Here is a 21,738-nt window from a genome sequence, read left to right on the forward strand (position 1 = left end):
CTAGGGTATCCGATGCGTCGCTCGCTGAAGCTCGTCGTTCTCGCCGCCGCGGCCGCCCTGCCGGCTGCCTGCGCGCCGAACCCGATCATCGCCCGCGACCCCGTCCCGGCCCCGAGCCCCGACATCGCCTATCGCTGCTCCTCCACCCCGGCGCTCCTCAACGGCTACTGGGCCGATTGCGAGCGGGTGCAGCGCGAGCGTGAGGTCGTGGTCCGCACCAAGGGGTGAATGTCGGGGCCGGCACGCGCCCCACCCCGGACAGCACGCCGCGCCCCGGAACCGGGCGCCGCTCCCCGCGCGTTGACCGGCATCCGTCACAGAGGATGCCCGCGTGGTCACCCGTCTTCTCCTGCCGCTCGCCACCCTGGCCTGCTTCTCGGGCCCCGTCCTCGCGCAGTCGCCCCTCGCGGTGCGGGTGCGCCCGCCGGTCGTCGGGCCGGACATCTACAATCGCGCCGCCGCACCCGGCCCTACGGTGCTGCAGGTCTCTCCCGACGTGATCGTCGGCCCGCTGCCGGTCGGCCCGACCGGTCTCGTGGCGATTCGCGCGGTGCCTGTCGCCGCCGTCACCAATGGCGGCGCCTTCGGGCCGACCGGGTTCGGCTACTACAACGACAGCGTGAGCGAAGGCCCGCTGAACCGCCCACACCGCATGGCCGATTACGTCCTCGGCAGCCGGGCCTACTGACCCTCGAACTCGGAAGGACACGTCCATGCGCGCGCGCCACCTCGCGGCGGGCCTCCTCGCCGGTCTCGCCACCCTCGCCACGATGCTGCCCGCCGCGGCCCAGAGCGTCGGCTATGTCACCGGTTTCCCGGGCCGGGACCCGGCCGGCGACGACGAGATCGGCTGGGGCCCGGCCTACCGGCCCGAGACCAGCTTCTCGCAGCCAGGCACGCCGCCGACCCCGGGCGACTTCGCCGGTGCGGCCTACCGGGCGCGGACCGGGCACGGGCCCTACGACGCGATCCAGGCCCCGATGCGCCCGGTCCGCGGCTATCAGTATCAAACGCCCGGCGACGGCTACGCGCCGGCGAGGTCTTACGGCGGGCCCGGCTACGCGCCGCGGGCGCGGGCGGTGCGGGTGAAGCACCGGCATCACGCCAGAGCGAAGATGTACCAGGCTCATCGGCAGGTGATGCGTTAAGAACCGGCATCAGGGATCTTCGGCAAATCTTCGCCGTCATTCCGGGTTCTCGCATCCCGGGCTCTCGGCCGCGCCGAGCCCCGGGATGACCCTGCGGGCTTGAATCGTCTACCCGATCCACGCCGCCATCGCTCGGCTGGGCTGCGCGCGAATGCCGCTCAGGCAAACCCCTCCAGCACGATCTTCCCCTTCGCCCGCCCGCTCTCGAGGAGCGCGTGCGCCCGGCGCAGGTTCGCGGCGGTGATCGGGCCGAAATGGTCGGCCAGCGTGGTGCGCAGCCGCCCGGCCTCGACCAGCCGCGCCACCTCGTCCAGCAGCCCGCCCTGCGCCGCGATGTCGGCGGTGCCGAACATCGGCCGGGTGAACATGAATTCCCAGTGCAGCGACAGGCTCTTGCGCTTGAGGAGCGACACGTCGAGCGTCGCCGGATCGTCGATCAGCGCGAGCCGCCCCTGCGGCGCCATCAGCTCGACCAAAGCCGGGAGATGCGTGTCGGTGTGGGTGGTCGAGAAGACGAGGCCCGGGGCGCCGAGGCCGAGATCGGCCATTTGGGCTGCGAGCGATGCCCCGTGATCGACCACGTGGTGGGCGCCGAGGTCGCGGCTCCAAGCTTGGGTCTCGGGCCGCGATGCGGTGGTGATGACGGTGAGATCCGTGAGCTGGCGCGCGAGCTGGGTCGCGATCGAGCCGACGCCGCCCGCCCCGCCGACGATCAGCACGGCCTTCGCAGCCCCCGGCACGGCCTTGCGCACGTCCAGCCGGTCGAACAGCGTCTCCCAGGCGGTGATCGCGGTGAGCGGCAGGGCGGCGGCCTCGGCGAACGAGAGCGAGGCGGGCTTGTGGCCGACGATGCGCTCGTCGACGAGGTGGAACTCGGCATTGGTGCCGGGGCGCTCCAGGGCGCCGGCATAGAACACGGCGTCGCCGGGGCGGAACCGCGTCGCCTCCGGGCCGGCGGCCACGACGATGCCGGCGGCGTCCCAGCCCAGCACCTTCCAGCCGCCGGCTTCCGGGGCGGCGCGGCGGCGCACCTTGGTGTCGACGGGGTTCACCGACACCGCCCGGACCTCGACCAGGAGGTCGCGCCCCGTGGGCTCCGGGCGGGGCAGGGTGATGTCCTGGAGGGCGGCCTCGTCCTCGATCGGCAGGGAGGTCTGGTAACCGACGGCGCGCATCAGCGGGCTCCTTGATGACGTGGCCTGAGATGACCGCTACCCTCGGCTCGCGCAAGAACGCACATGAAGCGCTCATAGTGTCGAAAAGGATACCGTCATGGCCCGCACCCGGCACCGCAGCCTGGATTGCAGCCCGGGCTGCGCCGTCGAGGCGACGCTGCAATTGATCGACGGCAAGTGGAAGGGCGTGATCCTCTACCACCTGATGGCCGAGGCGCCGGGGCCGGAGGACGCGCTCCGGTTCAACGCGCTGCGCCGCCGGATGCCGAACGTGACCCAGCGCATGCTGACCAACCAGCTGCGCGAGCTGGAGGCGGACGGGTTCCTCCGACGGACGGTCTATGCCGAGGTGCCGCCGCGGGTGGAGTACCGCCTGACCGGGCGCGGCCGCAGCCTCGAGCCGGTGATCCGGGCGCTCAAGGCCTGGGGCGACGCGCATGCGACGCTCGCGCCGAAGGCGGCGCAGGACGTGGACGCGGCCTGACCGGTCAGCGCGACAGGCTGCGGAAGCTGCAGACCCGGCCGCGATCCTCGTAGCCGGCCGGGCATTGCGCCACGCAGGCGCCGGCGGCGAATTTGAGGGGAGGGCGGCAATAGCTCTCCTCCGCTTGCGCCCGCAGGGCCGGCGGCCGCAGCACGCCGACCAGGATCGTCACGGCGGCGGACAGGATGATCCCGAGGGCGACGAGGCGCAGCACGGCTCCGCGCTCCTGCTCTAGATGCACTGCACCACGGAATATGGGGCGGCGGACCGGCGCCGACAGGGCCGACAGGCTGTGCGGCATTGCGGCTCGACCGTTCGGCGTGCTTGACCCGCCCCGGAAGACGTGAGCCCTCTGAAATGGTACCGGCCACGCTGCGGGCCCGCGACAGGACAGGCCCCGCAGCTCGCGCAGGGAAAGGACAGGACCCATCACGATGGCCGAGCTCAGCCGTCCGGATCTCGAATATCGCCTGAAGCAGCAGAAGATCCTGTCCGAGTTCGGCGTCGAGGCCCTGCGCGCCGACGATCTCGGCCGGCTCCTGCAACGCGCGACCGAATTGTGCGCGGAGGGGATGTCGGCGCAGTTCTGCAAGGCGCTGGAATACAAGCCGGGCCAGGACACCCTGCTCGTCATCGCGGGCGTCGGCTGGGGCCCGAACGTCGTCGGCAAGGCGCTCGTCGGGGCCGACCTCGCCTCGCCGGCGGGCTACGCCCTCAAGACCGGGCAGCCGGTGATCTCCAATCACCTCGAGAACGAGCGCCGCTTCCGCACCCCGCAGCTGATGGCCGATCACGGCGTGCGCCGGGCGCTGAACGTGCTGATCCGCAACCGCGAGGGCGATTTCGGCGTGCTCGAGGTCGACGATACCCGCGAGGGCCAGTTCGACGAGGCCGACATCGCCTTCATGCAGGGCTTCGCCAACCTGCTCGGCGGCGCCATCGAGCGCCAGCGCGCGGAGGCCCGGCTCCAGGCCGCCCTCGACCGGCAGGAGCTGCTCACCCGCGAGATGAGCCACCGGGTGAAGAACAGCCTCGCGACGGTGGCGGGCCTGCTCTCGCTCCAGGCCCGCACCACCGAGAACCAGCAGGCCCGCGACGCCCTGACCGATGCCCGCTCGCGGGTCGAGGCGGTGGCGCAGGTGCACGACCAGCTCTGGCGCCAGCCCGACCTCGCCGCGGTGGAGCTGTCGGGCTTCCTCGGCAGCCTGTGCGAGAAGCTGCGCGAGAGCGCGCCCGGCCACGCCATCACCTGCGCGGCCCCCGCGATGCCGATCCCGGCCGATCTCGCGATCCCGCTCGGGCTCTTCGTCAACGAGCTCGTCACCAACGCGATCAAGTACGCCTATCCGGGCGGCGACGGCCCGGTGCGGGTCGAGGCGGTGCCTTCGGGCGAGGGCCGTGTGCGCCTCAGCGTCTCGGATGACGGCATCGGCCTGCCGGAGGGGTTCGACACCGGCGCGGCGCGCCGCAGCCTCGGCATGCGGGTGATCCACGGGCTCGCCCGCCAGCTCGGCGGCGACCTCGCGGTGTCGGGGACGAACGGCGCCTGCTTCGCCCTGACGCTGACCCTCACCGAGCCGTAGCCGCCGGCCGCGGATTTTTCCGGGTTCGCCCCGGTGATCCGCTTCCCACGGCCGCGCCTCTTGCACTAGGCTCCGGCGGCAGCGCTGCCGCTGACGCGGAGCGACGGGGTCGGAGAACCGGCCCCGAATCGAACAAGCCCCGGCATCAGATCCGGGCGGATCGTCAAGGGTGGAAACGATGGGCGAGTTCTCTCGCGGTGGGCCTTCCCGCCGCCGCATCCTGGCATCCGGCGCCGCCGCGGCCGGCCTCGGTCTCATGGGCGCACGCCCGGCCTTCGCGGCCGTGGACTGGAAGCGCCATGCCGGCACCACCCTCGAGGTCAACCTGATCAAGGGGCCGCGGGGCGACCTGCTCCAGCGCCATGCCGCCGAGTTCACCGCGCTCACCGGGATCAAGGTCTCCTCCGAGGTGATCCCCGAGCAGCAGCAGCGCCAGAAGATCGTCATCGAGCTGACCTCCGGCCGGCCGAGCTTCGACGTGGTCCACCTGAGCTATCACGTGCAGAAGCGCCAGTTCGACAAGGCCGGCTGGCTCGCCGACCTATCGGGGTTCCTCAAGGACCCGAATCTGACCGAGCCGACGCTGAAGGAGGCCGATTTCAGCGCGGCCGGCCTGCAATACGCCAAGACGCCGAACGGCGAGATGCGCTCGCTGCCGCTCTCGGTCGACTACTTCATCCTGTACTGGAACAAGGAGCTGTTCCAGAAGAAGAACGTCGCTTATCCCGAAACCTTCGACGACATGATGCGGGCGGCCGAGACCCTGACCGACCCGAAGGCCAGCACCTACGGCTTCGTCGGACGGGGCCTGCGCAACGCCAACATGGCGCTGTGGGGCGCGTTCTTCCTCGCCTATGGCGGCCGCTTCCTCGACGACAAGGGCAACCTCCTGATCGACGGCCCGGAGGCCGTCGAGGCGACGAAGCTCTATCAGCGCCTCCTGACCAAGACCGCGCCCCCCGGCGTCGTCGGATTCAACTGGATGGAGTCGATGGCGGCCTTCACGCAGGGGAGGGCGGCGATGTGGCTCGACGGCGTCGGCTGGGCGCCGCCGCTGGAGGATCCGAACGCCTCCCGCGTCGTCGGCAAGGTCGGGTACGCGGTGGTGCCGAAGGGTCCGAAGGACCACGCCTCCGCCACCTACGGCGACGGCATCGGCGTCGCGGCGGCGAGCACCAAGAAGGAGGCGGGCTACCTCTACTGCCAGTGGGCGGTCTCGAAGCTGATGGGCGCGCGCCTGCTCCAGGCCGGCGGCGGCGTGCCGTTCCGCGACTCGATCCTCAGCGACGCCGAGGTGCAGCAGGGCGTGAAGATGCCGCGCGAGTGGCTCGATTCGGTGATCGGCTCGGCGAAGATCAGCAAGCTCGGCCTGCCGGTGGTGGTGCCGGTGGCGGAGTTCCGCGACATCGTCGGCTCCGCCGTCACCGCCACCTTGTCGGGAGCCGACCCGGCGACCGAGCTGAAGAAGGCGGCCGAGCAGTACCGGCCCATCCTCGAGCGCAGCGAGAAAGCCTGATGGCCCGGGCCGGCCTCGCGCCATCGACCGTCGCGCTGGCGCCTACCGAGGCGCCGGCTTCCCGCTGGCGCCCGCCGGGCTACTGGCCCTTCGTGGTGCCGGCCCTGGTCGTCGTCGTCGGGGTGATCGTCTTCCCCTGGGCCTTCACCCTGTGGATGAGCCTGCACGAGTGGAAGGTCGGGGCCGACCCGGCCTTCGTCGGCCTGTCGAACTACGCGAGGCTTCCCACCGATCCGCGCTTCCTCGACGCGGTGTGGCAGACCCTGGTCTATACCGCGCTCTCGGTGGTGCTGCCCCTGATCCTCGGCACGCTGGCGGCCTGCGTGTTCCACGCCAGGTTCCCCTTGCGCGGCTTCCTGCGCGGCGTGTTCATCCTGCCGATGATGGCGACCCCCGTCGCCATCGCGCTCGTCTGGACCATGATGTTCCACCCCCAGCTCGGGGTGCTGAACTACCTGCTGTCGCTGGTCGGCATCCCGCCCCAGCTCTGGGTGTTCCACCCCGCGACGGTGATCCCGTCGCTGGTGCTGGTCGAGACCTGGCAGTGGACGCCGCTCGTGATGCTGATCGTGCTCGGCGGCCTCGCGGCCCTGCCGACCGAGCCCTATGAGAGCGCGCAGATCGACGGCGCCTCGCTCTGGCAAGTGTTCCGCCACATCACCCTGCCGCTGGTCGCGCCGTTCCTGTTCGTCGCCGCGATGATCCGGATGATCGACGCGGTGAAGAGCTTCGACATCATCTTCGCGATCACCCAGGGCGGGCCCGGCACGGCCTCGGAGACGATCAACATCTACCTCTACAGCGTCGCCTTCGCGTATTACGACGTCGGCTACGGCTCGGCGATCGCCGTGGTGTTCTTTCTCCTCATCATCGCGCTGGCCGCCGCCCTGCTGGTGGTCCGCAAGCGCACGCAAGGGGCGGTCGGATGAGTCTCCGCTGGCTCCTCAAGCAGGCCGCCCTGCTCTTCGCCGTCCTGGTGATCGTCTCGCCGGTGATCCTGTTCTTCGTCTGGATGCTGTCGCTCTCGGTCAAGTACGAGATCGACAATGCCGCCTATCCGCCGATCCTCATCCCCGAGCGCTTCGCCTGGAAGAATTACGTCGACGTGCTCGAGTCGAACCGGTTCTCGACCTACTTCCTCAACAGCCTGCTGGTGACCGGCACCGCCACGGGGCTAGCGCTCCTCGTCGGGGTGCCCGCCGGCTACGGCATCGCCCGGATGAAGGCCGCCAAGGCCGCGGTCGTGATCCTGGTCGCCCGCATCACGCCGGGCCTGTCCTACCTCATCCCACTCTTCCTGCTGTTCCAGTGGCTCGGGCTCCTCGGCACGCTCTGGCCACAGATCATCATCCATCTCGTCGTCACGGTGCCGATCGTGATCTGGATCATGATCGGCTATTTCGAGACCACGCCGATGGAGCTGGAGGAAGCCGCCGTCATCGACGGGGCGAGCCGCTGGCAGGTGTTTCGCTACGTCGCGCTGCCGATCGCCAAGCCCGGCATCGCGGTCGCGATGATCCTGGCGGTGATCTTCTCCTGGAACAACTTCGTGTTCGGCATCGTGCTCGCCGGGCGCGAGACCCGCACCCTGCCGGTCGCGGTCTACAACATGATCTCGTTCGATCAGCTGAGCTGGGGACCGCTCGCCGCGGCGGCGCTCATCGTCACCCTGCCGGTCCTGGTGCTGACGGTGTTCGCCCAGCGCCAGATCGTCGCCGGGCTGACGGCGGGGGCGGTGAAGGGGGGGTGAGGGGGTGTCGTCCCGATCCCCGACCGAGCCTGCTCGAACCACCCGGCCCCGTCATCCCACCCTCGACCTCGTCCCGAGGGCCTGTTTGAGCACCTGCTCTCACGGTGGCGTGTCGAGGGAGCCGCGCTGGACTGATCCAATCGATTGACAGGCGGTCCGAACAGGCGAAGCATGGATGGTCTGATGATCGGAACCATGCCGCGCATGGCGTAGTCGTGAACAGTCAAGCCACGACCGGCAGACCCGCGGCGACATCGGTCATGCGTGCGAGAGGAGGTGTCCATGCCGGGAAACCGCGCAACCCCACGCCGCCGGATCGCCCTCATGCTGTGCGCCGCCACATCCCTGCTGGCCGCGGCGCCGGCGCAGGCCGACGAGACCTGCCAATCGCCCTACATGGCGAAGATCACCGGCATCGAGGACTTCGTCTATGTCTGGACCCTCGGGGTCGAAGGGGTGGGCGACGGTTCGGACAAGCTCGTCACGGTCGATGCCCGTGAATCGTCCCCCACCTTCGGCAAGCCGATCCATGCCGCTCCGGTCGGCGGCCGGCACGAGGCGCATCACGGCGGCTTCACCGACGACCGGCGTCACTTCTGGGCCGCCGGCCTGTCGGACAGCCGGATCTTCATCTTCGACGTCGCGAGCGATCCGGCCAAGCCCCGGCTCGTCAAGGTGATCGGCGATTTCGTCGAGAGAAGCGGCGGCGCGGCCGGCCCGCACGGCGCCTACGCGCTGCCCGGCCGCATGCTGATCCCGAGCCTGTCGAACCGGAACGGCACCGGCCGGGCGGCGCTCGTCGAGTACTCGAACGAGGGCGACTACCTCGCGACGCACTGGCTGCCGACCGATGCCGAGCCGAACGGGGCGCGGATCGAGGCCGAGGCGGACGGCTACGGCTACGACGCCCGCGTGCTGCCGCGCCGCAACGCCATGCTCACCTCGTCCTTCACCGGGCTCGAGAACTATATGCGCCCCCTCGGCGACCTGATGAAGGACGGCGAGGCGATGAAGCGGTTCGGGCAGACGATGGTGCTGTGGGACTTCCACGCCCGCAAGCCCCGCACCGTGCTGAGCGTGCCCGGGGTGCCGCTGGAGATCCGCTGGGCCTGGGGACCGCAGCACACCTACGCCTTCACCTCGACCGCCCTGACCTCGAAGCTCTGGCTGGTGCGGGAGGACGAAGCCGGCGCCTGGAGCGCCAAGCCGGTGGCCGAGATCGGCGACCCGGCGCGCCTGCCGGTGCCCGTCGACATCAGCCTCTCGGCCGATGACCGCACGCTGTTCGTCGACACCTTCATGGACGGCACCACCCGCGTCTTCGACGTCTCCGATCCCGACCGGCCGCGGCAGATCTACGAGAAAAAGATCGGCGCGCAGCTCAACATGGTCTCGCAGAGCTGGGACGGCAAACGGATCTACTACACCAGCTCGCTCCTGGCGAACTGGGACAAGACAGGGGCGGAGAACGAGCAGTTCCTCAAGGCCTATACGTGGAACGGCAAGGAACTGTCGCCGCGCTTCGCGATCGACTTCACGGCCGAGCGGCTCGGGCGACCGCACATGATGGCGTTCGGCGCCGCCTCGCTCTACGGGCCGTGACGCCGATGCGAAAGATCCCGCTCCCTGGCCTCGCGGCTTTCCTCCTCGGCGCCGCTTTCGGCGCCTCCGCGCATGAGGGCCATCAGCCGCGGTCCGAGGCGGCGGCGGTCTTCCCCATCCCGGCGCCGGGGAGCTACCGCCTGCCCCCGATCAAGCCCGCGGCCGGCGGCACCGTCCTCGACGACACCGGCCGCCGCAGAGATCTTCTGGACGATGCGCATGCCATCACCGTGCTGGCGCTGATCTACACGCGCTGCGGCGACGTCTGCCCGCTCGCCAGCGCCGACATGGCCCGGCTGCAGGACCTCGCCGCGAAGGAGCCAGGGCTCGCGCGCCGGATCCGCCTGGTCACGCTGAGCTTCGACCCCGAGCACGACACGCCGGAGGTGATGCGCCGCTTCGCCGCCGCGTGGCGCTCCGCCGATCCGGCCGCGCCCGCCTGGGCCTTCCTGACGGCGCCCGACCGGGCCGCCCTCGCGCCGATCCTCGCAGCCTACGGGCAGCGCGTCGATGCGCGGCCTGACGGCGCGCTGAACCACGTCTTCCGCGCCTTCCTGATCGATCCCAAGGCCCGCGTGCGCAACATCTACAGCCTCGACTTCTTCGAGCCGGCGCTCGTCGTCACCGACATCCGCACGCTGCTGCTCGAGGAATCCGGCCCCGAAGGCGCCGAAGGCCGCTGAGCGGAGGCGGGAGGGCGAGACGGCCATGGTCAAGCTCGCGGCCGATCCGCGCCGCTCGCTCTTCGCGAAGTACTGCGTCGTGCTGTTCTCCGCGGTGGCGCTGCCGCTCTTCGCGAACGGCGCCCTGGAGGCGTGGTTCGGCTATCGCGACCGGCGCGATCAGCTGCACGCCCTGCTCGGCCTGGAGGCGCGCGACGCCGCCCTCCGCATCCAGGGCTTCATCGACACCATCCGCGAGCAGCTCGGCTGGATGGTGCAGCTGCCCTGGATGCCGGCCGGGGAGGAGACGCAGCGGCTCGATGCCCTGCGCCTGCTGCGGCAGGTGCCGGCGATCGCGCAGCTCACCCTCGTCGACGGCGAGGGCCGCGAGCGGCTGCAGGTCTCGCGGGTCGGCCTGACCCGCGCCGGAAGCGGCGCCGACCGTGCGGGCGATCCGGCGGTGGTGGGAGCCAAGGCAGCCCAGGCCACGATGCCCCGGGTCTGGTACGGGCCCGTGACGTATCACCGCGGATCCGAGCCGTTCATGACCGTGGCGGTAGCGGGAAACCGCGCTTCGGTCGGCGTGGCGGTGGCGGAGATCAACCTCAAGCTGATCCGGGAGGTGATCTCAAGGATCCGCATCGGCGGGACCGGGCAGGCCTTCGTGCTCGACGGGCCGGGCCGGCTCGTCGCCCATCCCGATCTCAGCCTCGTGCTGCGCGGCGCCGACGATCCGGCGGCGCGCTCCCTCACGACCCTGCGCGCGGACGCGCGGGCAGCCGGCGGCACCGCCACGGGCCGCGACAGCCTCGGGCGCCGCGTGGTCGCCGCCACGGCGATGGTCCCTGGCGTCGACTGGACGGTGGTGGCGATGCAGCCACTGGCGGAGGCGTTCGGGCCGATCGTGCGGGCGCTCCTGCGCACCGGCGCGCTGATCCTCCTCGGCCTCCTGTTCGCCGCCGCGCTCGCCTACGGGCTGGCGCGGCGCATGACCGGGCCGATCCGCCTGCTCGAGGAGGGGACGCAGCGGATCGGCGCCGGGGAGTTCGGGCACCGGATCGCAGTCACGTCGGCGGACGAGCTCGGCCGCCTCGCCGCCCGGTTCAACGCGATGGCGGGCGAACTCGCCTTGTCGCAGGAGCGGCAGGAGCGCATCGGGCGCCTGCGGCGGTTCCTCGCCCCGCAGGTCGCCGAGCTGGTCGACCGCTGCGGCGACGACGGCGTGCTCGACGGGCGGCGCGTCGAGGTGGCGGTGGTCTTCGGCGACCTGCGCGGCTTCACCGCCTTCTCGGCCGCCTCGCCGCCCGAGACGGTCATCGAGGTGCTGGGCGAGTATTTCGCGGCGCTCGGCGGCGCGATCACGGCGCACGGCGCGACGCTCGTCACCTTCACGGGCGACGGGCTGATGGCGCTGATCAACGCGCCGGTGCCGGTCCCGGACCCGGGCGGCACCGCCATCCGGCTCGCACTCGCCATGCAGGCGGTGGTCCGGCCGCTCGCGGCGGCGTGGGACGCGAGGGGCTTTCGCCTCGGCTTCGGCGTCGGCGCCGCGATGGGACCGGCGACCGTCGGGCGGATCGGCTGCGAGGGCCGCTCCGACTACACGGCGATCGGTCCGGTGGTGAACCTGGCGGCGCGCCTCTGCGCCGCGGCGGCGGACGGGCAGGTCCTGATCGACGAAGGTCTGGCCGAGGCCGCGCGCGGCGCTTGCACCGTCACGCCCCTCGGCACGCTGCCGCTCAAGGGATGGGCGCGGGAGGTGCCGGTCTTCGGCGTCGGCGGCGGGGCGTGATCACTCGATGACCGTGTCGGCGCCGATGAGGAGCGAGGCCGGAACGGTCAGCCCGAAGGCGGCGGCGGTCCGCAGGTTCACGAACAGCTCGACCTTCGTGACGAGCTGCACCGGCAGGTCGGCGGGCCGCTCGCCCCTGAGGATCCGGCCGGTGTAGAGGCCGGCCAGCCGATGGGTCTGCGTGAAGTCGCCGCCATAGCTCATCAGGCCGCCGGCCAGCGGAAAATCCCGCGTCTGCGTGACCGCCGGCAGGGCGTGGCGGAGCGCGAGATCGGCCAGCAGCCGGCTGCGCAGGGCGAAGTAGGGATCGGAGGTGAAGACGAGCCCCGCGGGCCGCCGCGCCGCGGCGCCCGCGAAGATCGGCTCGAAATCCGCCTCGCTTCCGACCGGGGAGGCCTGGAGCCGCACGCTCAAGCTCTCGGCGGCCTCGTGCAGGGAGCGCAGCTGCGCGGGCGTGGTCGGGCTCGTCGGGTTGAACGCCACCGCGAAGGTGGAGGCGCCCGGCACGGCCTCGTGCAGGAATTCCAGCCGCTTGCCCGACACCTCGACGCTGAGGCTCGACACGCCCGTGAGGTTGCCGTGCGGGCGCGCGAGGTCCTGCACGACGCCGAGCGCGACCGGGTCGCCGCCCATCTCGAAGATGACCGGGATCGTCGTGGTGGCGGCCTTCGCGGCGAGCGCCGCGGGCGCGCCGCCGGTCGCGGCCAGCACCGCGACCCCGCGCGCGACCAGCTCCTGCGCGAGGCCGGGCAGCCGCTCGTAGCGCCCCTCGGCCCAGCGAAAAACGATCGCGACGTCGCGCCCCTCAACGAGGCCCGTTTCGGCGAGGCCGTCGCGGAAGGCGGCGAGCCGGCTGGCGAAGGGCTCGGGCGATTCGGGGGCGAGATAGCCGATGACGGGCAGGGCCGGATCCGCCTGCGCCTGCGCCTGCGCCGCGCGCGGGAGGGCGACCGTTCCCCCGAGCCAGGCGAGGACGTCGCGCCGCCTCACCGGCGAGGCGGAGCGGGAATCCCCGGAGCATCGGTGCGGCGTCGTCATCCCAGGCCATCCGAGGTGCCGTGCAGGATAGGGACGTTCGCGCGGGCGGCGAAATCAGATTTGAGAATCGCGGCCCGTGCGGACGGCCGGCGCTATGCCGGATCCTGCGGCGGCCGATGGAGGAGCACGGCCTCGATCTCCGTCTTAGGATGCCGCGGATAGCGGGCCATGACGAGCGGGTCGTGGCCGGGCACGATCCGTTCTGGGTCGCCGGCGAGCCGCGCGAGGATACGCCAGCTCTCCATCATCGCGGCGACGTCGACCACGATCGGGAAGGGATTCTGCTGGGCGAGGTTCGCGTAGAAATGGGCGGCGTCGGAGGCGAGGACGACCGGGCCGCGCGCCGTCTCGACCCGCACGCATTGCAAGCCCCGCGTGTGCCCCGGGACCGCATGGACCGTGATGCCCGGCGCGATCTCCCCCGTGCCGTCCACGAAGGCGACCCGCCCCTCGTAGACCCGCCGCACCATGGTGCAGACATCCTCCACCGAGAAGGCGCCGCGCAGCCGCGCGTGGCACATGCAGCGCCCCGTCGCGTAGGCCATCTCGGCATCCTGGAGATGGAAGGTCGCGTGCGGGAAGGCCGACAGGTTGCCGGCGTGATCGTAGTGGAGATGCGTGACGATCACGTCGCGCACCGTCGCCGGGTCGATGCCGAGCGCCCGCAATCCCTCCACGGGGTGGCGCAGCATGGTCCGGCCATAGGCCTCGCAGGCCGGCCAGTCGAACCCGGTATCGACGACGACCACCCGCTCGTCGTTGCGGATTACCCAGACGAAGTAGTCGATGGGCATGGCCGCGTCGTGCGGATCGCCGTCGGGCGGCGCGTAGAGGAGGTTCGCCGATGCCGGCCGCTCATGCGTCGCGTAGCGCAGCGCGATGACCTCGTAGACCGACACGCCGACCTCCCCCCGTCTCGCGTTGATGGTCCGATCACTCTTTCGGTGGCGTGGGCAGCGCCGCCAGGAACGCGTCGATCGCGGTGTGGTCCGCCTCCGCCCCGAGATCCGCGAGGGCGTCCTGCCACAGGGCCGCGACCGTCCGCGACAGGGGCGCCGGGATGCCCTCGTGGCGCGCAAGATCGTCCGCGGTGCGCAGGTCCTTCGCCATCAGCGCCATGGAGAACCCCGACGTGTAGGTCTTCGGGATCACGTAGGGCTTGAGCTTGACGTCCGTGGAATTGTTGCGGCCCGTCGAGACGTTCAGGATGTCCGTCATCAGCGCCGGGTCGAGGCCGAAGCTGGCGCCGATGCGGAGCGCCTCGCAGGCGGCGGTGAGTCCCGCGGCTGAGACGTAGTTGTTGAGCGCCTTCATGGCGTGGCCTGAGCCGACCGGGCCGGTCTCGAAGAGGGAGCTGCCCATGCAGTCCAGGAGCGGCCGCACCGCGTCGGCCTTGTCCCCGCCGACCATGATGGCGAGGGAGCCGTCGACGGCGCGCTTCACCCCGCCCGAGACCGGAGCGTCGATGAGGACCACCCCTGCGCCGGCCAGTTCCCGCGCGAGGTCGCGGGTGCCGACCGGCGCCGACGAGCTCATGTCGATCACGATCGCGCCCGGGGCGAGGCACGACGCGACCCCGTCGGGGCCGGTGAGGACGGCGCGCACCGCCTTGCCGTCCGGCAGCATCGTCACGACGACGCTCGCCCCATCCGCCGCCTCCCTCGCCGAGGCCGCCGCCCGGCCGCCGGCCGCCACGAAAGCCTCGGCGGCCGCCGGGGACGGATCGAACCCGGCGACCATCCAGCCCGCCGCGACGAGGCGGCTCGCCATCGGCAGCCCCATCTTGCCGAGGCCCAGGAAGGCGATGCGCGCGAATGACGGGTCGAGGCTCATGATGTCTTCATCCGATCGGTCTTCCCTCGGCGCGCAGCCGGTCACGTCTTGTCGGAGAGGGCGCCTTCGGCCTTCAGCACCTCGTGCGCGGCCTTGAACGCCTCGAGGCCGGAGGGGATGCCGCAATAGACGGTGGCGTGGAGCAGGATCTCCTTGATCTCCTCGACGCTGACGCCGTTGGCCAGCGCTCCCTTGACGTGCAGCTTGAGTTCCGCGGGCTTCGACAGCGCCGTCAGCATCGCGAGGTTGAGCATCGAGCGCGTCTTGCGGTCGAGCCCGTCCCGCGTCCAGGCATAGCCCCAGCACCACTCGGTCGTGATCCGCTGGAACGCCATCATGAAGTCGTCGGCCTTGGCGAGGCTGCTGTCGACGTAGTCCGCCCCGAGCACCGCCCGACGAACCTCGAGACCCTTCTCGAACTGCTCGCTCTCCGCCATCGTGACCTCCCTGACGTGTCTGTTTCCCGGGACGGTATCAGGCAACCGGACGGAGATCGACCGGGGCTGGCAGCGAAATCGGACGGCCTCGACCGGTATGGTGCCGCCCGCGGCGACGTGGAAGACCGGCATCGATCGTCCCCGGGATGCCGGCCCCGCTTCGGGATGCGACGAGATGCGACGAGATCCGAGATCATGAACCCGCTCCGCCGCATGCTGCCCTCCAACCACGCCCTGTTCGTGTTCGAGGCGGTGGCGCGCAACACCAGCTTCACCCGGGCCGCGGCCGAGCTGAACGTGACCCAGCCCGCGATCAGCAAGGCGATGGCGCAGCTCGAGCGGCATCTCGGCGTGCGCCTGCTCGATCGCACCAACGAGGGAATCGCGCTGACCGAGGACGGGGCGATCCTGTACCGGCGGGTGGCGGACGGGTTCCGCGGCATCGAGGCGGCCTTGCGCGAGATCGACATCCGCCGCACCGGCATCGACACGGTCACGCTCTCCCTGTCCTCGGCCTTCACGACCCACTGGCTGATGCCGCGCATCAACACCCTGCAGGAGGCGTTTCCCTCGGTCGATTTCCGCTTCCAGCTCATCCCGGGGGCGCTTGCCGGCCCGGTCGACGACGTCGATCTCGGCATGCGCTTCGTCGAAGGGCCGGACCTCGACCACGAGGCCCTGTTCCTGATGAACGAGGTGATGCTGCCGGTCTGCAGCCCGGTCTATCGCGCCGGCCGGGAGGCCGACCCGGAGAGCCGCACCACCTTCGTCAACCTCACGGCCACCTCGCCGATGTGGACCGGCGGGGTCGATCCCGGGCCGGACTGGAACGGCTCGCGCGCCTCCCTCAACTTCTCCGACTATGCCGTGGTGCTGCAGGCCGCCCTTCTCGGTCAGGGCGTCGCGCTCGGCTGGATGAGCGTGGTCTCGCACTGGCTCGCCACCGGCGACCTCGTGCCGGCGGCGGAGCGCCTCACCCGCACGGCGCGGATGTGCCAGCTCATCCACCTGCGCTCCCGGCCCCTGCGCCGCTCCGTCGCCTCCGTGCGCGACTGGCTCGTCGCCGAGATGCAGGCCGACGTCGCGCGGGTCGACCGGCTCTATCCGGAGCTCGGGCTGATGCGGGCCTGCTTCGAGACCTCATAACCAGTGGTTATGGCACTGCGGATTTTTTCGACATTGAACCGCAGCGCCGCTTTTGTGAGCTTTCTCCTGTCGGTGGCACCGGACGCGAAGGCGGCATTCCACGATGACGGCAGCGGGATCGAACTCGGGCGTGAAGGGCGGGCCGCTTTCCGGCGGCAGCATCGGGGTCTCGATCCGCAACGCGACCCGGCGCTACGGCGCCTTCACGGCCCTCGACGACGTCTCGCTCGACGTGGCGCCGGGCGAGTTCCTGTCCCTGCTCGGACCTTCCGGCTCCGGCAAGACCACGCTGCTCGGCATCCTCGGCGGCTTCACGGTGCCGTCCTCCGGCAGCGTGCATTTCGGCGGGGTCGACGTCACCTTCGTGCCGCCGCACAAGCGCGGCATCGGGGTGGTGTTCCAGAACTACGCCCTGTTCCCGCATCTCAGCGTGGCCGAGAACGTCGCCTTCCCCCTGCGGGCGCGGCGCGAGCCGAAGGCCACCTGGGGCCGGCGCGTCGCCGAGGCCCTGGCGATGGTGGAGCTCGGCGGCTACGAGGCGCGGGCGATCTCGCAGCTCTCCGGCGGCCAGCGCCAGCGCGTGGCGCTCGCCCGCGCCATCGTCTTCCGGCCGCGTCTGATCCTGATGGACGAGCCGCTCTCGGCCCTCGACAAGCAGCTGCGCGAGTCGATGCAGATCGAGCTGCGCCGGCTGCACCGGCAGCTCGAAGCGACCATCGTCTACGTCACGCACGACCAGCGCGAGGCGCTGACGATGAGCGACCGCATCGCGATCCTGCGCGGCGGGCGCCTCGCCCAGGTCGACACGCCCGAGCGCCTGCACGACCGGCCGGCGAGCGCCTTCGTGGCGAGCTTCATCGGCGAATCGACCCTGGTGCCAGTGACCCGCTCGAGCGCCGACGGCGTCGCCCTCGGCCCCGCCATCCTGCGCAGCGCCCGGCCGCTGCCGGAGGGCGACGCGCTCCTCCTGGCGCTCCAGACCGAGAAGCTCGTCGTCGCCGGCGGGAGCCTGCCCGACGGCTACAACCGGCTGACCGGGCGCGTGACCGACATCGTCTACCAGGGCGAGAGCCTGAAGGTCTTCCTCGCCCTCGACGGCGGGCCGGAGATCTCCTTGCGCCAGCCGGCCCACCATGCCGGGCGCAGCGCGATCCCTCCCGTCGGTGCGCCCCTCACCGTCCTCATCCACCCGCAGGACACGATCGTCGTCCCGGCGGAACCGGCCTGAGCCCCGTCGTCCCCCGATCCTTCGGAGAAGCCATCCATGACCGCTCCCTCGCTCGACAGCTTCAAGGTCCTCACCTTCGACGTCGTCGGCACCCTGATCGACTTCGAGAAGGGCATCCTCGACCACCTCCGCGCGGTCTCCGGCCGCAGCCAGGAGGAGCTGAGCGACGCCCGGATCTTCTCTCACTACCTCAAGGGCCGCGAGCTGAACTACGAGCGCTCGAGCGAGGTGTTTTCCGACGTCTACCGCCACGTCGCGAAGGAGCTCGGCTTCCCGAACGGCGACGCCGATGCCGACGCGTTCCAGCTCTCGGTGCTGCGCTGGCCGGCCTTCCGGGATTCGGTGGCGGCCCTGAAGCGCCTGCGCCGGCACTACCGCCTCGTCGCGATGACCAATGCCGACCGCTCGGCCTTCTCGTTCTACTCCCACACCCTCGGCAACCCGTTCCACGACAGCGTCACCTACGACGAGGCCGGCGTCGCCAAGCCCGACCCGCAATTCTTCGCCTTCAACCGCGGCCGCCAATCGGCCTTCGGCTACAAGCAGAGCGACATGCTCCACGTCGCCCAGAGCCAGTATCACGACATCGGCGTCGCCCGGGACCTCGGCTATTCGGTGTGCTGGATCGAGCGCCGCCAGGGGCTCGAGGGATTCGGCGGCACGCCGGAGCCGGCCCGGCTGACCACGCCGGACTACCATTTCCCGACGCTGGAACAGCTCGCCGACGCCGTCGACGCGGCCTTCGCGGCCGGCGCCCGGCAGGCGGCCTGACGATGGCCGCCTTCCCGAAGCCTCCGGTCGCCTCCCTCTGGGCCGCCGGCGCGGTGCCGGCCGGACGCTTCGGGCCGCTCGAGAGCGACGTCCAGGCGGACGTCGCGATCATCGGCGGCGGCTATACGGGCCTCGCGGCGGCGCTGGCGTTGGCCGAGCGCGGGGAGCGGGCCGTGGTGCTGGAGGCGAGCACGATCGGCTGGGGCGCGAGCGGGCGCAACGGCGGCGGCGTCTCGGCGAAGTTCCGCCCCTCGTTCCAGGCCATCGCCGCGCAGCACGGAATCGCGGTGGCCAAGCGCATGCATGCCATCGCCTATGCCTCGGTCGAGACCCTGGAGCGGCTGATCGCCGAGCACGGCATCACGCAAGCGAGCTACGCCCGGGTCGGCCAGCTCAAATGCGCCCATACGCTCCACACGCTCGCGGCGACCGTCGCCGACATGGAATGGATGCGCCGGGAGATGGGCGATTCCTCCGTCACCGCGCTCTCCCGCGAGGCGGTGGAGGCCGAGACCGGCTCGACGGACTTCGTCGGCGGCGTGCTCTCGGCCAAGGCCGGCGGCCTGCACCCGCTCAACTACGCGCGCGGCCTGGCCCGGGCGGTCGATGCCAAGGGGATCGCGATCCACGAGGCGAGCCCCGCCCTGAGCCTCCACCGCGAGGCGGGCGGCATCCGGGTCGAGACGCCGGGCGGTGCGGTGCGGGCGCGCCAGGTGATCGTGGCGACGAACGGCTACACCGATCTCACCGGGGCAGCCGCGCCCTTGCGCACCCGCCTGATCCCGTTCCGCAGCGCGATCCTCGCCACGGCGCCGCTATCCGCCAACCTGCGGGCCGCGATCCTGCCGAGCCGGCGGATCTACGTCGAGACGCGGCGGATGATGCGCTGGTTCCGCATGGTCGATGACCGGATGGTATTCGGCGGCCGCGGCGCCTTCGGGCGCGAGGATTCCGAGGCCGCCTTCGCCACGTTGCGCCGGGCGATGGTGCGCACCTTCCCGGCGCTCGCCGATACGCCGGTGGACCATCGCTGGTCGGGCCTCGTCGGCATGACGCTCGATGCGTTCCCGCATGTCGGACGGCTCGACGACCGGGTGAGCTTTGCCATGGGCTACAACGGCGCCGGGGTCGCGATGTCGACCCATCTGGGAGGCCTGGCGGCCGCCTTCGCCCTCGGCGAGAGCCCGGACGTGGCGCTGCTCGGTGCCGGCGGCTTCAAGCCCGTGCCATTCTACGGCCTGCGCGAGCCGGCGATCCGGCTCGTCGCCGGCTGGTACCAATTCCTGGACGCGATCGGCCGCTGAATACGGTCTTCAACAGAGGGGAAGTCGAGATGGCGTCGCTCATTCGTACCACCGTCCTGGCCTGCCTCGCCTTGGGACCCGTCCACGTGGCGGCCTCCCCGGCTTCGGCCGCCGAGCAGATCACCTTCGTGTCGCAGGGCGGCGCCTACCAGCAGGCCCAGACGGTGGCGATCCTCGATCCGGCCGCCAAGGCGCTCGGCATCACGATCAACCAGGACAGCGCCCCCGATGCGTGGCCGGTGATCCGCACGCAGGGCGCGACCGGCAAGCCGACCTGGGACGTGGTCGACACCCCGATCCAGGATTGCCTGCGCGGCGGCAAGGCCGGGCTGATCGAGACGCTCGACTTCTCGAAGATCCCGAACGCCGCCGCCATCCCGGCCGCCTACAAGACCGAGTACTCGGTGCCCTACGAGTTCTATTCGAGCGTGCTGGCCTACAACAAGAGCAAGTACGGCAAGAGCCCGCCGCAGAGCTGGGCCGATTTCTGGGACGTGAAGAGATTTCCCGGCGCCCGGGCCCTGCGCAACCACCCGTTTGCGACCCTCGAGGCGGCGCTGATGGCCGACGGCGTCACGCCGGACACGCTCTATCCCCTCGACGTCGACCGCGCCTTTCGCAAGCTCGAGGAGATCAAGCCTCATATCAGCGTGTGGTGGACCTCCGGCGGCCAGTCGGCCCTGCTGCTCCAGGGCGGCGAGGTCGACATGGAGATGATCTGGAACGGTCGCGCCGCCGCGGTGATCGAGGCCGGGGCGGATGCCGACTACACGTTCAACCAGGGCGTCCTGCAGAATACCTCGCTCTGCATCCTGAAGAACGCCCCGAACCTCGCCACCGCGGTAAAGTTCGTCAATCAGGCGATCGACCCGAAGCTCCAGGCCAACCTGCCGCTCAACATCCCGTACGGCCCGGGCAACCCGGCGGCCTTCGACACCGGCATCATCCCGGCTTCGCTCGCCGCCAAGCTGCCGAGCGCCCCCGACAATGCCAAGAAGCAGGCGGTGCTCTCGGCCGCGTGGTGGACCTCGGAGGCCGGCGACGCCACGCTCAAGCGCTGGGCCGAGTTCGTGCAGAAGAAGTGAGGGTCGCGCCGCCGCCCTTGAACGCTTCCCCGCAGAGGGGGAGGGTTCGAGGCGACGCTCGTCTCGCACTTCAGCCTTCGTCCCGCCGCTTCATCGCACCGGACACCCCGCCATGACCCATGCCAGCACCGCCCTGCGGCGGTACGAGCGGCGCGAAGCCCTCCTGGTCCTCGCTCTGCTCTTTCCGGCCCTTGCGGTGGTCACGGTGCTGCTCGTGGTGCCGCTCCTCTGGCTCGCCGTGCAGTCGATCACCGCCGACGGCGCGTTCAGCCTCGAGCATTACCGGCGCTTCCTCACCGAGGACATCTACTGGCGCAGCTTCCTGCTCACCTTCCGCATCGCGCTCACCGTCACGGTGCTGGCCCTAGGCCTCGGCTATCCTGTCGCCTACGCCGCCGCGACCCTGCCGCGGCGCTGGAGCGTCGTGGTGCTCGGCCTGGTGATCCTGCCGTTCTGGACCAGCGTGCTGGTACGGGCCTATGCCTGGATGGTGCTGCTGCAGCGCCGCGGCCTGGTGAACGCCGCCCTCCAGGGCCTCGGGCTCACCGATCAGCCCATCGCCCTCATCAACAACGAGTTCGGCACGGTGCTCGCCACCCTGCACATCCTCGTGCCCTTCATGGTGCTGCCGCTCTACGCCACGATGCAGCGCATTCCCCGGGACCTGATGCTGGCCGGCGCCAGCCTCGGCGGCGGCCCGGCCCACGTCTTTCTCCGGGTCTTCCTGCCGCTCTCGATGCCGGGCGTCGTCGCCGGCACGGTCCTGGTCTTCGTCCTGGCGCTCGGCTTCTACATCACCCCGGAACTGCTCGGCGGCGGGCGCACCTTCATGGTGTCGATGCTGGTGAGCCGCAACGTCGAGATCTACAACCAGTGGGGCGCAGCGAGCGCCATCGGCGTGGTGCTGCTCGTCTGCGTGGCAGCCCTGTTCTGGCTCGCCTCCCGGGTGGTCCCGGTCGAGCGGATTATGGGGGCGCGCTGACCATGCCGGTCTCTCTCCCCGCCCGCTTGGGCCTGGGCATCGTCGTCGCGCTGGTGCTGCTGTTCCTGGTGCTGCCGATCCTGATCGTGGTGCCGATGTCGTTCTCGAACGCGCGGTTCCTTACCTTTCCGCCGCCGGGTTATTCCCTGCGCTGGTACGAGGCGTTCTTCGGCAACCCGGCCTGGATGCAGGCGGCGCGGGT

General features: G+C 70.9%; 24 protein-coding genes (1 of these 24 only partly in view). 18 read left to right on the plus strand and 6 right to left on the minus strand.

The features are described 5' to 3' along the window. Positions 1-12: 12 nt before the first annotated feature. The 3 genes from DA075_RS14590 (at position 13) to DA075_RS14600 (ending at position 1,148) form a co-directional block, all read left to right on the plus strand. Entirely contained in the window at positions 13-228 is a 216-nt protein-coding gene (locus DA075_RS14590; RefSeq protein WP_099953844.1) for a hypothetical protein, read from the plus strand. A 103-nt stretch (positions 229-331) separates the two neighbouring features. Beyond that, positions 332-688, plus strand: coding sequence for a hypothetical protein (locus DA075_RS14595; RefSeq protein ID WP_099953845.1), 357 nt, complete (start codon positions 332-334; stop codon positions 686-688). Positions 689-713: 25 nt separating this feature from the next. Next, positions 714-1,148, plus strand: a complete 435-nt coding sequence (locus DA075_RS14600; protein WP_232388257.1) for a hypothetical protein — start codon at positions 714-716, stop codon at positions 1,146-1,148. 158 nt (positions 1,149-1,306) lie between these two features. Here the strand turns inward: DA075_RS14600 and DA075_RS14605 are convergent, their stop codons facing one another. Further along, positions 1,307-2,323, minus strand: coding sequence for a zinc-binding alcohol dehydrogenase family protein (locus DA075_RS14605; protein WP_099953846.1), 1,017 nt, complete (start codon positions 2,321-2,323; stop codon positions 1,307-1,309). A gap of 97 nt (positions 2,324-2,420) precedes the next feature. Between DA075_RS14605 and DA075_RS14610 the strand changes: the two genes are divergently transcribed. Beyond that, on the plus strand, positions 2,421-2,807 hold the full coding sequence (locus DA075_RS14610) for a winged helix-turn-helix transcriptional regulator (protein ID WP_099953847.1): 387 nt from the start codon (positions 2,421-2,423) through the stop codon (positions 2,805-2,807). A 4-nt stretch (positions 2,808-2,811) separates the two neighbouring features. Here DA075_RS14610 and DA075_RS14615 read toward each other — a convergent pair whose 3' ends face one another. After that, on the minus strand, positions 2,812-3,021 hold the full coding sequence (locus DA075_RS14615) for a hypothetical protein (protein WP_099953848.1): 210 nt from the start codon (positions 3,019-3,021) through the stop codon (positions 2,812-2,814). 220 nt (positions 3,022-3,241) lie between these two features. Here DA075_RS14615 and DA075_RS14620 point away from each other — a divergent pair, with 220 nt between their 5' ends. The 7 genes from DA075_RS14620 (at position 3,242) to DA075_RS14650 (ending at position 11,712) form a co-directional block, all read left to right on the plus strand. Next, positions 3,242-4,390 carry a sensor histidine kinase gene (locus DA075_RS14620; RefSeq protein ID WP_099953849.1) on the plus strand — a complete coding sequence of 383 codons (1,149 nt, stop codon included), beginning with the start codon at positions 3,242-3,244 and terminating at the stop codon, positions 4,388-4,390. A 178-nt stretch (positions 4,391-4,568) separates the two neighbouring features. After that, the gene (locus DA075_RS14625; RefSeq protein ID WP_099953850.1) at positions 4,569-5,906 is read left to right on the plus strand and encodes an ABC transporter substrate-binding protein; all 1,338 of its coding nucleotides are present in this window, start codon (positions 4,569-4,571) and stop codon (positions 5,904-5,906) included. Further along, positions 5,906-6,835 (plus strand): carbohydrate ABC transporter permease, encoded by a 930-nt coding sequence (locus DA075_RS14630; RefSeq protein ID WP_099953851.1) that lies wholly within the window; start codon positions 5,906-5,908, stop codon positions 6,833-6,835. The genes DA075_RS14625 and DA075_RS14630 overlap by 1 nt, the downstream gene beginning before the upstream one ends. Then, positions 6,832-7,656, plus strand: coding sequence for a carbohydrate ABC transporter permease (locus tag DA075_RS14635; RefSeq protein ID WP_099953852.1), 825 nt, complete (start codon positions 6,832-6,834; stop codon positions 7,654-7,656). Before DA075_RS14630 ends, DA075_RS14635 begins: the two co-directional genes overlap by 4 nt. A gap of 282 nt (positions 7,657-7,938) precedes the next feature. Beyond that, entirely contained in the window at positions 7,939-9,258 is a 1,320-nt protein-coding gene (gene mtoX, locus DA075_RS14640) for a methanethiol oxidase (RefSeq protein ID WP_099953853.1), read from the plus strand. A 5-nt stretch (positions 9,259-9,263) separates the two neighbouring features. Beyond that, entirely contained in the window at positions 9,264-9,941 is a 678-nt protein-coding gene (locus tag DA075_RS14645; RefSeq protein ID WP_099956598.1) for an SCO family protein, read from the plus strand. Positions 9,942-9,966: 25 nt separating this feature from the next. Continuing rightward, a complete protein-coding gene (locus tag DA075_RS14650; protein WP_099953854.1) occupies positions 9,967-11,712 on the plus strand; it encodes a HAMP domain-containing protein in 1,746 nt (581 codons plus the stop codon). Here the strand turns inward: DA075_RS14650 and DA075_RS14655 are convergent, their stop codons facing one another. The 4 genes from DA075_RS14655 to DA075_RS14670 all read right to left on the minus strand — a co-directional run bounded on the left by DA075_RS14655 (position 11,713) and on the right by DA075_RS14670 (position 15,020). Continuing rightward, positions 11,713-12,702, minus strand: a complete 990-nt coding sequence (locus tag DA075_RS14655) for an ABC transporter substrate-binding protein (RefSeq protein WP_099956599.1) — start codon at positions 12,700-12,702, stop codon at positions 11,713-11,715. A 140-nt stretch (positions 12,703-12,842) separates the two neighbouring features. Next, the gene (locus DA075_RS14660) at positions 12,843-13,649 is read right to left on the minus strand and encodes an N-acyl homoserine lactonase family protein (protein ID WP_099953855.1); all 807 of its coding nucleotides are present in this window, start codon (positions 13,647-13,649) and stop codon (positions 12,843-12,845) included. Between the two features lie 34 nt (positions 13,650-13,683). Then, entirely contained in the window at positions 13,684-14,583 is a 900-nt protein-coding gene (locus DA075_RS14665; RefSeq protein WP_099953856.1) for an NAD(P)-dependent oxidoreductase, read from the minus strand. A gap of 41 nt (positions 14,584-14,624) precedes the next feature. Then, entirely contained in the window at positions 14,625-15,020 is a 396-nt protein-coding gene (locus DA075_RS14670) for a carboxymuconolactone decarboxylase family protein (RefSeq protein WP_099953857.1), read from the minus strand. Positions 15,021-15,215: 195 nt separating this feature from the next. Here DA075_RS14670 and DA075_RS14675 point away from each other — a divergent pair, with 195 nt between their 5' ends. The 7 genes from DA075_RS14675 to DA075_RS14705 all read left to right on the plus strand — a co-directional run. Continuing rightward, entirely contained in the window at positions 15,216-16,166 is a 951-nt protein-coding gene (locus DA075_RS14675; protein WP_099953858.1) for a LysR family transcriptional regulator, read from the plus strand. A gap of 103 nt (positions 16,167-16,269) precedes the next feature. Then, entirely contained in the window at positions 16,270-17,394 is a 1,125-nt protein-coding gene (locus DA075_RS14680) for an ABC transporter ATP-binding protein (protein ID WP_099953859.1), read from the plus strand. 36 nt (positions 17,395-17,430) lie between these two features. After that, on the plus strand, positions 17,431-18,165 hold the full coding sequence (locus DA075_RS14685; RefSeq protein WP_099953860.1) for an HAD-IA family hydrolase: 735 nt from the start codon (positions 17,431-17,433) through the stop codon (positions 18,163-18,165). Positions 18,166-18,167: 2 nt separating this feature from the next. Then, complete coding sequence (locus DA075_RS14690; protein ID WP_099953861.1) at positions 18,168-19,469, plus strand: NAD(P)/FAD-dependent oxidoreductase; 1,302 nt, start codon at positions 18,168-18,170, stop codon at positions 19,467-19,469. A gap of 29 nt (positions 19,470-19,498) precedes the next feature. Then, positions 19,499-20,554 carry an ABC transporter substrate-binding protein gene (locus tag DA075_RS14695; RefSeq protein ID WP_099953862.1) on the plus strand — a complete coding sequence of 352 codons (1,056 nt, stop codon included), beginning with the start codon at positions 19,499-19,501 and terminating at the stop codon, positions 20,552-20,554. A gap of 112 nt (positions 20,555-20,666) precedes the next feature. Beyond that, complete coding sequence (locus tag DA075_RS14700; RefSeq protein WP_099953863.1) at positions 20,667-21,536, plus strand: ABC transporter permease; 870 nt, start codon at positions 20,667-20,669, stop codon at positions 21,534-21,536. A 2-nt stretch (positions 21,537-21,538) separates the two neighbouring features. Then, on the plus strand, positions 21,539-21,738 hold the start of the coding sequence (locus DA075_RS14705; protein ID WP_099953864.1) for an ABC transporter permease. Its footprint extends 589 nt past the window's final position; the window shows 200 of its 789 coding nt (coding positions 1-200); its start codon is at positions 21,539-21,541; its stop codon lies off the right edge, out of view.

Source organism: Methylobacterium currus (assembly GCF_003058325.1).
Taxonomy (GTDB): domain Bacteria; phylum Pseudomonadota; class Alphaproteobacteria; order Rhizobiales; family Beijerinckiaceae; genus Methylobacterium; species Methylobacterium currus.

Bases quoted from the DNA above. Each gene is read 5' to 3' on its own strand.
- DA075_RS14690 (WP_099953861.1), top strand. From the start codon at position 18,168: ATGGCCGCCTTCCCGAAGCCTCCGGTCGCCTCCCTCTGGGCCGCCGGC.
- DA075_RS14635 (WP_099953852.1), top strand. From the start codon at position 6,832: ATGAGTCTCCGCTGGCTCCTCAAGCAGGCCGCCCTGCTCTTCGCCGTC.
- DA075_RS14620 (WP_099953849.1), top strand. From the start codon at position 3,242: ATGGCCGAGCTCAGCCGTCCGGATCTCGAATATCGCCTGAAGCAGCAG.
- DA075_RS14685 (WP_099953860.1), top strand. From the start codon at position 17,431: ATGACCGCTCCCTCGCTCGACAGCTTCAAGGTCCTCACCTTCGACGTC.
- DA075_RS14590 (WP_099953844.1), top strand. From the start codon at position 13: ATGCGTCGCTCGCTGAAGCTCGTCGTTCTCGCCGCCGCGGCCGCCCTG.
- DA075_RS14610 (WP_099953847.1), top strand. From the start codon at position 2,421: ATGGCCCGCACCCGGCACCGCAGCCTGGATTGCAGCCCGGGCTGCGCC.
- DA075_RS14605 (WP_099953846.1), bottom strand. From the start codon at position 2,323: ATGCGCGCCGTCGGTTACCAGACCTCCCTGCCGATCGAGGACGAGGCC.
- DA075_RS14670 (WP_099953857.1), bottom strand. From the start codon at position 15,020: ATGGCGGAGAGCGAGCAGTTCGAGAAGGGTCTCGAGGTTCGTCGGGCG.
- mtoX (WP_099953853.1), top strand. From the start codon at position 7,939: ATGCCGGGAAACCGCGCAACCCCACGCCGCCGGATCGCCCTCATGCTG.
- DA075_RS14700 (WP_099953863.1), top strand. From the start codon at position 20,667: ATGACCCATGCCAGCACCGCCCTGCGGCGGTACGAGCGGCGCGAAGCC.
- DA075_RS14680 (WP_099953859.1), top strand. From the start codon at position 16,270: ATGACGGCAGCGGGATCGAACTCGGGCGTGAAGGGCGGGCCGCTTTCC.
- DA075_RS14625 (WP_099953850.1), top strand. From the start codon at position 4,569: ATGGGCGAGTTCTCTCGCGGTGGGCCTTCCCGCCGCCGCATCCTGGCA.
- DA075_RS14695 (WP_099953862.1), top strand. From the start codon at position 19,499: ATGGCGTCGCTCATTCGTACCACCGTCCTGGCCTGCCTCGCCTTGGGA.
- DA075_RS14645 (WP_099956598.1), top strand. From the start codon at position 9,264: ATGCGAAAGATCCCGCTCCCTGGCCTCGCGGCTTTCCTCCTCGGCGCC.
- DA075_RS14665 (WP_099953856.1), bottom strand. From the start codon at position 14,583: ATGAGCCTCGACCCGTCATTCGCGCGCATCGCCTTCCTGGGCCTCGGC.
- DA075_RS14675 (WP_099953858.1), top strand. From the start codon at position 15,216: ATGAACCCGCTCCGCCGCATGCTGCCCTCCAACCACGCCCTGTTCGTG.
- DA075_RS14650 (WP_099953854.1), top strand. From the start codon at position 9,967: ATGGTCAAGCTCGCGGCCGATCCGCGCCGCTCGCTCTTCGCGAAGTAC.
- DA075_RS14630 (WP_099953851.1), top strand. From the start codon at position 5,906: ATGGCCCGGGCCGGCCTCGCGCCATCGACCGTCGCGCTGGCGCCTACC.
- DA075_RS14600 (WP_232388257.1), top strand. From the start codon at position 714: ATGCGCGCGCGCCACCTCGCGGCGGGCCTCCTCGCCGGTCTCGCCACC.